This window comes from Streptomyces sp. S465 (assembly GCF_026898115.1).
In the GTDB taxonomy this organism is placed as follows: domain Bacteria; phylum Actinomycetota; class Actinomycetes; order Streptomycetales; family Streptomycetaceae; genus Streptomyces; species Streptomyces luomodiensis.
Window position 1 is genome coordinate 9562698 of record NZ_CP114036.1, and the last position, 8272, is coordinate 9570969.

The following is an 8272-nucleotide window of genomic DNA, read 5'->3' on the forward strand; positions in this document are numbered from 1 at the left end:
TGAGACCCCGCTCAGCGCGTAACGGTGGCTCTCGCCGATGCCGGGCTTACTGCCGTGCGTGATGATGGCACAGATGTGGGAGAACCCATGCCCACCGGCGAACGACATGAGAGGCAGAGAAAGGCGTGCATTCTGCTGTTCAGTCAGATTACGACGTAGTGGTCGTCGGGGGTGGTCCCGGTGGATCCACGCTGTCGACTCTAGTGGCACTCCAGGGCTATCGGGTGTTGCTCCTGGAAAAGGAGGAGTTCCCCCGGCACCAGATCGGCGAGTCACTGCTCCCATCCACTGTGCACGGGATCTGCCGGCTCCTCGGAGTCACGGATGAGCTGGCGCATTCCGGTTTCATGAAGAAGCACGGCGGCACCTTCCGGTGGGGGCTCAACGCTGAGCCCTGGACCTTCGACTTCTCCGTTTCCGAAAAATTCTCGGGCCCGACCTCCTACGCCTACCAGGTCGAGCGCATGAAGTTCGACAAGATTCTCCTCGACAATGCCCGCAGTAAGGGGGTGGACGTCCGTGAACGCTGCGAGGTCGTGGGCGTTCTCGAGGAGGAGGGCCGGATCTGCGGTGTGCAGTACGACGACGCCGAAGGCGTCCAGCGGGAGGTCCGTGCCGGATTCGTGGCGGATGCCTCGGGAAACAAGAGCCGCATACACAAGCGGATCGGCGGCGCGCGTAAGTATTCGGACCTGTTCCAGAACATCGCCATATTCGGTTATTTCACAGGCGGAAAGCGAACGCCGGCCCCCTGGACGGGCAACATCACCTGCGCGTCATTCGATCACGGCTGGTTCTGGTACATTCCCCTCTCCGATGAGCTCACCAGTGTCGGCGCGGTGCTGAGGCGTGAGGCGCTGGAACGCCTCCGGGACGGACCCCGGGACAAGGTGTTGGGGGACCTGATCGACGAGTGCCCGCTCATCGCCGACTACCTCTCGGAGGCGGAGCGGGTCACTAAGGGGCCGTACGGGCAGGTCCGGGTCCGCAAGGACTACTCCTACATTCAAGAGAAATTCTGGCGGCCCGGCATGGTGCTGGTCGGCGACGCCGCCTGCTTCATCGACCCGCTCTTCTCCTCCGGCGTTCATCTGTCCACCTACAGTGCCCTGCTGGCGGCCCGATCGATCAACACCACACTGCGCGGCGCCATCGACGAGGCCGACTGCTTCCGCGAGTACGAAGCCCGGTACCGCAGGGAGTATGACGTGTTCCACGACTTCCTGGTCGCTTTCTACGACCTGCAGAAGGATGAACACGCGTACTTCCGTGAGGCGAAGAGCGTCACCGGGAGTTCCGCCTCGGCGGCGGAGTCATTCGCGGAGCTGGTGGGCGGTGGCGCGTCCCATGAAGAGGCACTGATCGGTACCGCGCCCTCCTACAGCCAGGAACGCAGGGCCGATCTGCTGGAGCACTCGCGGAAGATCCACTGGCAGGGATCCCGGATCCAGGTCCAGGCGCTCTTCGGTGAGAGCGTGGGAGACGATCCCCTGTACGAGGGCGGTCTGGTCGAATCACCCGATGGCATGCACTGGGCCCGCTCCCGATAGCCTGCCCCGTGGGACTCCGTGCGCTGACTGCCCACCAGGTGAGGTGGTTCTTCCTTGGCCCGTCGCCGTCTGCGTTCTCAGCAGGCTTTGGTGCCCAGGCCCGCCTCCCGCGGCGGCCTACACGGTGGGGGAACCTGGCCGGGAATCCTCACCGGGCCACCGCCTGTCCGGGGACGGCCTCGCGGATTCCCTGTTCCCCCGTATCGCCGGGGCCGCCCGGCTGCTCGACGTCCCCGCGGTCATGACGGGGCCCTCCTCACGAGGATGACGCGTCCGCGCAGGACGCGTCGATGTCGATCTCGACGCCGGCGACGGCGAGCAGACGACCCGTGCCGGAGTCACGCATGGCCATGTCCGCGATCTCGATCCGCGGATGCGCCGAGCTGTGCCATCTGCGCACCGTGATGGTGAACACCGCGCCCGGGTCGGCGTTGCCGAAGTACCCGACCTTCTGGTCGACCACCTTGCGCCGCAAGAACTCCTCGTCGCCGCGGCCGAGCGACCGCCACACGCCCAGCAGCGCCGTGTCGAAGATCGAGAAGTACGAGGCGAAGTACACCAGCCCGGCGCCGTTGAGGTCGCGTGCGACGTCCAGCGCGTACTCGGACGTGTGGACCGGCCCGGCCGCGACGAGGCCGGGCGGCTCCGCCGAGTAGAAGCTGCCAGCCTCGCGGGCGCGTCCGACCAGGGTTCGCGGCGAGTGGGAGTTGCGCAGCCGGGGGAGGCCGCTGTAGGAGAAGTCCGCAGGGGCGACCTGGGACAGCTGCCGGTTGCTGCTCGGGCGGCTACGGGCGATCCAGCGGTTGAAGTTCTCGGCGTAGAGACAGTCCGGGTGGGGGCGCTCGTACAGCTCCGCGGGATCCAACGGCGCGTCGGCCAGGCCCAGCCCGGCCGGCGCGAGCCGGTGGAGCGTGATCGCCGACTGGCTGCCGAACTGGAACACCCGGGAGGTCACCTGGAGCTCGTCGCCGAAGGTGAGGCCGTGGGGATGGACGACGTCGCCGCCGCGTACGTGGAAGTAGTAGAAGGACAGGTAGGCAGGCTGCCCCTCGGAGGTGCGGGCCGCGTGCACATTGGTGTGGCAGGCGGCCGCCACCGCCTCCCAGGTCCAGTCCCCGATCCGGCCGAAGATGAGTGATCCGCCACTGCACATGCCCGGGGCGACGACCACGTGGCGGGACAGCGAACTGCCGTCGTCAACCACCCGGACAGGCCGCGTCGTCATGCTCTGATTCACTGTTCCCTGCCTTTCTGAACGGGCTGAGCGCACGTGCCCCCCCCTGGTCTGCGACGGTACGCGGGGGCGGCATCACTCCTGCCCTGGAAGGGCGCCGGAGCTGGGCAGCGCAGGGCCTTCGATCCTGCTCACGGGTGACCAGAGCCCGGCCCTCGTGAGCCATGCGGCCGATGCGGCGAGGAAGGCGTCGTTGTCCTCGGCGCAACCGACGGACACGCGTACGCCCTCGCCCGGAAACGTCCGCACGGCGATGCCCTTGCCCGTGCACCACCTGCCGAACTCGGCCGAGGCAGCGCCCAGCGGGAGCCAGACGAAATTGGCGTGGCCGGCCGGTATGTCCCAGCCATGGGCCGCCAAGGCGTCCCGGACCCGGCCGCGTTCCGCGACCGTGGCATCGACGCGGCGCAGCAGCTGGTCCTCAAGCCCGAGGGCCGCCACGGCCGCTCGCTGCGCGGCCCCGTTCACCGCGTAGACGAGGCAGGCTTTGCGTAGCTGCTCGACCACGCGGGGATCACCCACGAGGTAGCCGACCCGGAGGCCGGCGAGTCCATACGCCTTCGAGAACGTGCGCAGCACCACGAGGTTCGGGTGCGTCTCGCCGAGGGGCAGGCCGCTTGAGTCGGCCGGCCCGCGCGCGTACTCGTAGTACGCCTCGTCGAGGGCGACCAGGCAGGTCGGCGGGACGCGTGCCAGGAACGTCCGCAGCTCCTCCCTGGCGACCACCGTGCCCGTCGGATTGTTCGGATTGCAGATGAGGACCAGTCGGGTGGCGTCGGTGATCCGGTCGGCCATGGCCGGGAGGTCGTGCGTGTGGCCGGCCAGGGGCACCCGCACGGAGCGCATGCCGGCGAGGTCGGCGAGAAGGGGGTAGAGCTCGAACGACCGCCAGGCGTACACGACCTCCGTGCCCGGGTCGCCGACGGATTGCAGAAGCGTCTGGAGGAGAGCGACGGACCCCGCGCCCACCACCACCCTGTCTTCGGTCACCCCGTGCCTCCGCGCGATCGCACGCGTCAGCTCGCCGCACCCCGGGTCGGGGTAGCGGTTCACCGTCGAAGCCGCCCCCGCGACCGCCTCCATGATGCCTGGCAGCGGGCCGTGGGGAGATTCGTTCGCCGACAGCGGGCGCGTGCGCGCCGCTGCCGCGTGCACGCCTTCGGTCGGCTGGTACGCGGCGAGACGGCCGAGGACCGCACGGAGTCGAGGCAAGGACAAGGGAACTCCCCAGCACGCAAGGCCAGTACGTCGTGATCCGGCAGTGTGATCCGGCATTCGCGGGACAGACTCAGGGGCGCCCCCCGGAGGCGTCGACTCCGGCGCGTGGCAGCCGCTCCTCCAGCAGACGCGCGATGTCCGCGACCGTGGCGGTGTCCATCAGCTCGTAGTCGTGGATCTCGATGCCGAGCCGGCTGTGCAGCAGCGCCGCCAGTTCCACCGCCGTGAGGGAGTCGAGACCCACCTCCTCGCGGCCGGCCGTCGGCACGACCTCTTCCGCCCTCATCTGGAGGTCGTCCACCAGGATGCCTTTGAGTATCTCGTACATGGCTTGTTCCTCTTTCCGCTGTCACACCTGACCGGAAGGCCGCGGCCCCCCGGTGGGACGACCGCCGCGGGCCTCCTCCCGCAAGGCGAGCGCGACGTCCACGATGAGGTCTTCCTGGCCGGCCACCGCTTGGCGCTCGCCCAGTTCGAAGAAGACGTCGCGCGGGTCGACCCCCTCGCGCCGGGAGATGTCGAGGACCCGGTTCTTGAAGCCGGAGAACACTCCGGACAGGCCACTGACGACACCGACGGAGTCGATGGCCGGCGGGGCGGGCATCAGCTCGCGTCCGGCGATGTCCGCCGCGTCCAGCAGACCGTACAGATCGATGCCCGTGGCGAATCCCATCCGCTCCAGCACGGGGACCAGGACCTCGAGCTGGGTGTTGCCGGCCCCCGCTCCGAAGCCCCGGGCGCAGGCGTCCACGATGTCCGCCCCCGCCTCGACCGCGGCGATCGAGTTGGCGACGGCCATGCCGAGGTTGTTGTGCCCGTGGAACATCACCGGAACGTCGACGGCGTGGCGGATGGCGCCGATGCGCTCGGCCACGTCTGCCGGGAGGAAATGACCGGAGGAGTCGAGAATCCCCACCCCGCTCGCCCCGTACTCCACGAGCCGGGCGCACTCCTCCGCGAGCCGCTGGGGACTGGCCATGTGGCTCATCAGGAGAACGCCGTGGGCTTCGACACCGGCGTCGCGGAGGAACCCCAGATGCCGCTCGGCGAGGTCCCCCTCGGTGCAGTGGGTGCCGATCCGCACCACGTCGACGTCGTGGGCGATGGCCTTCTCCAGGTCCTGGACGGTGCCCCAGCCGGGGATCATGAAGACGCCCATCCTGCTGTTCCGCAGAGCCTCTCGCACGACGGACAGCATCTCGTCGTCGCCGAGCCGGGCCTGGCCGGCCTGGAGGGAGGACGCGCCCAGGCCGTTGCCGTGCCCCACTTCGACCACCGGAACACCCGCGGCGTCCGCGGCGGCCGCGTACCCGCGCAGTTGGTCGGGGCCGAGGTTGTGGCGGACCGCGTGATGTCCATCGCGCAGGGTGGGATCATGGACGACAACCGGCTTCCGCCCGCCGCTCGCCCCGTCTGCCGTCCGGATCACGACATCACCGCGCCCGCGGTCGAGACGTGGGCAGCCGCGTACCGTTCGGCGACGTGCAGCGCGGCCGAGTTGATGATGTCGAGGTTGCCCGCGTACCGCGGGATGCGGTCGCCGGATGAGGTGACCTCGACGGCGATGAGGGCCTTTCCGCCGTCCACGACGCACGCCGTGACCTCGAAACCACCGGCGAATGCCCGGACCTGCTGGGTCGCGGTCGCCACGGCCGCGCGTACCGACTCCGCGGTCAGCTCTTCGCCCAGCACGGACATGGCGACTCGGAAGGTCGCCGGCGGCTTGGCGGGGCTCACGTTGAGGATCGCCTTGACGTCCTTGACCCCGGTGAACTCACGGACCGCCTCCTGGGTGGTCTGGACGTACTCGTCGAGGTTCAGCCGGGTGGACCGGCCCACGCTCGGACTGGCCGCGGTGGTCACCACCTCGACGTAGTCGATCCGGTGCTGCCGCGCGATCGCGTGCAGGATCGGTATCGACGCCTGACCGCCACAACTGATCATGTTGATGTCGCCGTGCTCCAGGACATCCGCCCCGTTCACCGTCGGGATCACCATCCGCCCCACCTTGCTCGGCGTAAGATCGACGAGCATCGTCCCGAGGGGCTTCAACTGCTCCGCGTGCTCGGCGTGCGATACGGCGCTGGTGGCGTCGAAGACCACGTCGAACGGGTCGGCAGCGTCGACCAGGGACTGGACGCCGCCCGTCGCGGTCGGCAGACCGAGCCTGGCGGCGTGCCGCAGACCTGGCGTGCCGTCGTCGCGTGCCACCACCAGTCGGCAGTCGAGGGAACGCGAACGCATCATCTTGGCCGCCAGGTCGACTCCGATGAGGCCGGCGCCGAGCACCGCCGCGGATAGTCGCCCGTTTCTTTTCCTGGCTGTACTCATGGCTGTATCGCCCTTCCTTGTGTGCGGGCCCGCCTTGACGAGCCCGGGTACGGCGTCCCGGTCGGAAGGACGGTTGCCTAGGGGCCGTCCACGTGCACAGTGATGGAGCCCAAGCGGTCGAACTCGGCGATGAACGTGTCCCCGGGGCTCATCGGGACCGCGGCGTGGAGCGCCCCCGTCATGATCAACTGCCCCGCGTCCAGGGACACCCCGCGCTCGCCGAGCACGTTCGCCAGCCATGCCACGACGGTGACCGGATCCCCCAGCGCCGCCGCGCCGGCGCCGGTCGCCACGATCTCACCGTTGCGTGAGAACACCATGCCGATCAGACGGGGGTCGCAGCCCGCGGTGGGGGCGACGGGCGGGGCCAGGGCAACGGCACCGTTCGACGCGAGATCGGCGATGGTGTCGGCCAGCTCGATGCGCCAGTTCTCGATCCGGGAGTCGACGATCTCCAGCCCCGCCATGACCTCCGCGACGGCTCCGCGCGCCTGCTCCAGCGTGATGCCGGGGCCAGTGAGGGGCGCGCCGAGACGGAAGACGATTTCGGCCTCCACCTTGGGCGCGATGAACGCGTCGCACGACACGGTCGCCCCGTCGGCGTACACGGTGGAGGCCAGCACGGGGCCGTAGTCCGGCGTGTCGACACCGAACATGTCCTGCATCGGAGCGGACGTGAGGCCCGCCTTGTACCCGACGACGCGGTCGCCGTCCGCGACGAGCATGCGCACGAGCTCACGCTGGACGGCATACCCGTCGTCCATGCCCAAAGTGGGGTCCGCGTCGGTGAACGGCGCGATGGGTACCCGCTTCGCGCGGGCCTCGTAAAGGGCTCTCGCCCTTGCCGCGGTGTCTTCGGCCGACATCCTCACAGTGCTCCTGTCCTATCCGGCGGCCACGAACATACGGCTGCCGGGCATCCGCAGCGGTGCGCTGGTCACGTCGGAGAACCCGGCCCGAGCGAACGCGGCGCGCCATTCCTCCTCGGGCGGCAGCGTGACGTCCATCGAGCTGGAGTGCAGGTACGTGAAGAGCGCGCTGAAGCCCCGCTCCCTCGGATCGGCGACGTAGGGCACCGCGTCGGTCACGACCAGACACCCCCCGTCCGCGATCGACGCCCGGCAGGTGCGCAGGACGCCGTCGAGCACCTCGGGTCTGCTCACCACGTCGTGCATCACGAATCCCGCGTGCACGACGTCCGCGTCCTGGACCGGCGAGGAATCCTCGACGAGTGATTCGATCGAACGGTTCACCACCTGGAGACGGCCGCCCACCCCGGCCCGCTGGGCGGCCCGTTCGGCCTCCTCGCAGGCCGCCGCGCTCAGGTCCAGTGCCAGTCCGCTGCTGTCCGGCAGTGCGGTCAGCAGGTGGATCAGCAGGCCGCCGGCTCCCGCGCCGAGATCCACGATCCGCCGCGGTGTGCGGCTGGTGATCTCCGAGACGACGCCGGGGTAGAAGCCGTAGGACCCGATCCAGCGGGACGAGACCGCCACCCGGCGCCCGTCCCGCTGGTACTGCGCCCCTGCCGCCGCGGGATCGCGGAGGAACAGCGCCGCGTTGTCGATGTACGGGCGGTTCGCATTGAGTGCCCAGGAGAGGTAGCCGGCCGCGTACCGGCGGTCGGCCATGTCGGAGCAGGGCATGAAACAGTGCGGGTCCTCGCCCCGCTCCACCAGTCCCGCGCAGAGCAGTGTGCCGAGAAACGCCGCGGCACCGGACTCGGGCACGGTGGCGGTGGCCATCACCTCGTGGAGTGTGAAGGGCGCGGCCCGGTCCAGGAGGGCGGAAAGGCCGAGGCCCTCGGCGATCTCGAGGAGAGCGGCGTCAGCGGCCAGATCGGCGGCGGTCTCCCTGGAGTCGATCCTGTTCATGCGTCGCTCCCGAATTGAGGACGGTACTTCTCGACGTCTCATGGTTCGGCGGCCCGCGCCCAAAGACA

The 8272-nt window shown here is 69.3% G+C and carries 8 protein-coding genes; 1 reads left to right on the forward strand and 7 read right to left on the reverse strand.

What is annotated here, in order from left to right; translation table 11 throughout:
* The first annotated feature begins 158 nt into the window (after positions 1–158).
* Positions 159–1550: a tryptophan 7-halogenase gene (locus N6H00_RS39730; RefSeq protein ID WP_329618702.1), complete on the forward strand. Its 1392-nt coding sequence runs from the start codon at positions 159–161 to the stop codon at positions 1548–1550.
* Between the two features lie 256 nt (positions 1551–1806).
* On the opposite strand, the gene N6H00_RS39735 is transcribed toward N6H00_RS39730, so the two are convergent.
* The 7 genes from N6H00_RS39735 to N6H00_RS39765 form a co-directional block, all read right to left on the reverse strand.
* A complete protein-coding gene (locus N6H00_RS39735) occupies positions 1807–2775 on the reverse strand; it encodes an LnmK family bifunctional acyltransferase/decarboxylase (RefSeq protein ID WP_268976773.1) in 969 nt (322 codons plus the stop codon).
* Positions 2776–2859: 84 nt separating this feature from the next.
* On the reverse strand, positions 2860–4059 hold the full coding sequence (locus tag N6H00_RS39740) for a histidinol-phosphate transaminase (protein ID WP_329618628.1): 1200 nt from the start codon (positions 4057–4059) through the stop codon (positions 2860–2862).
* Between the two features lie 13 nt (positions 4060–4072).
* Positions 4073–4330 carry an acyl carrier protein gene (locus N6H00_RS39745; RefSeq protein WP_268976774.1) on the reverse strand — a complete coding sequence of 86 codons (258 nt, stop codon included), beginning with the start codon at positions 4328–4330 and terminating at the stop codon, positions 4073–4075.
* A gap of 21 nt (positions 4331–4351) precedes the next feature.
* Positions 4352–5431, reverse strand: coding sequence for a 4-hydroxy-2-oxovalerate aldolase (dmpG, locus tag N6H00_RS39750; protein ID WP_443073183.1), 1080 nt, complete (start codon positions 5429–5431; stop codon positions 4352–4354).
* Complete coding sequence (locus N6H00_RS39755) at positions 5428–6333, reverse strand: acetaldehyde dehydrogenase (acetylating) (RefSeq protein ID WP_268976775.1); 906 nt, start codon at positions 6331–6333, stop codon at positions 5428–5430. The genes dmpG and N6H00_RS39755 overlap by 4 nt, the downstream gene beginning before the upstream one ends.
* 77 nt (positions 6334–6410) lie before the next feature.
* Positions 6411–7199, reverse strand: a complete 789-nt coding sequence (locus N6H00_RS39760) for a 2-keto-4-pentenoate hydratase (RefSeq protein ID WP_268976776.1) — start codon at positions 7197–7199, stop codon at positions 6411–6413.
* Positions 7200–7217: 18 nt separating this feature from the next.
* Positions 7218–8204: a class I SAM-dependent methyltransferase gene (locus N6H00_RS39765; protein ID WP_268976777.1), complete on the reverse strand. Its 987-nt coding sequence runs from the start codon at positions 8202–8204 to the stop codon at positions 7218–7220.
* Between the last annotated feature and the right edge of the window lie 68 nt (positions 8205–8272).

Excerpts from the sequence above, each read along its gene's own strand:
- N6H00_RS39765 (WP_268976777.1), bottom strand. The coding sequence starts at position 8,204 with ATGAACAGGATCGACTCCAGGGAGACCGCCGCCGATCTGGCCGCTGAC.
- N6H00_RS39745 (WP_268976774.1), bottom strand. The coding sequence starts at position 4,330 with ATGTACGAGATACTCAAAGGCATCCTGGTGGACGACCTCCAGATGAGG.
- N6H00_RS39760 (WP_268976776.1), bottom strand. The coding sequence starts at position 7,199 with ATGTCGGCCGAAGACACCGCGGCAAGGGCGAGAGCCCTTTACGAGGCC.
- N6H00_RS39740 (WP_329618628.1), bottom strand. The coding sequence starts at position 4,059 with ATGCCGGATCACACTGCCGGATCACGACGTACTGGCCTTGCGTGCTGG.
- N6H00_RS39735 (WP_268976773.1), bottom strand. The coding sequence starts at position 2,775 with ATGACGACGCGGCCTGTCCGGGTGGTTGACGACGGCAGTTCGCTGTCC.
- N6H00_RS39755 (WP_268976775.1), bottom strand. The coding sequence starts at position 6,333 with ATGAGTACAGCCAGGAAAAGAAACGGGCGACTATCCGCGGCGGTGCTC.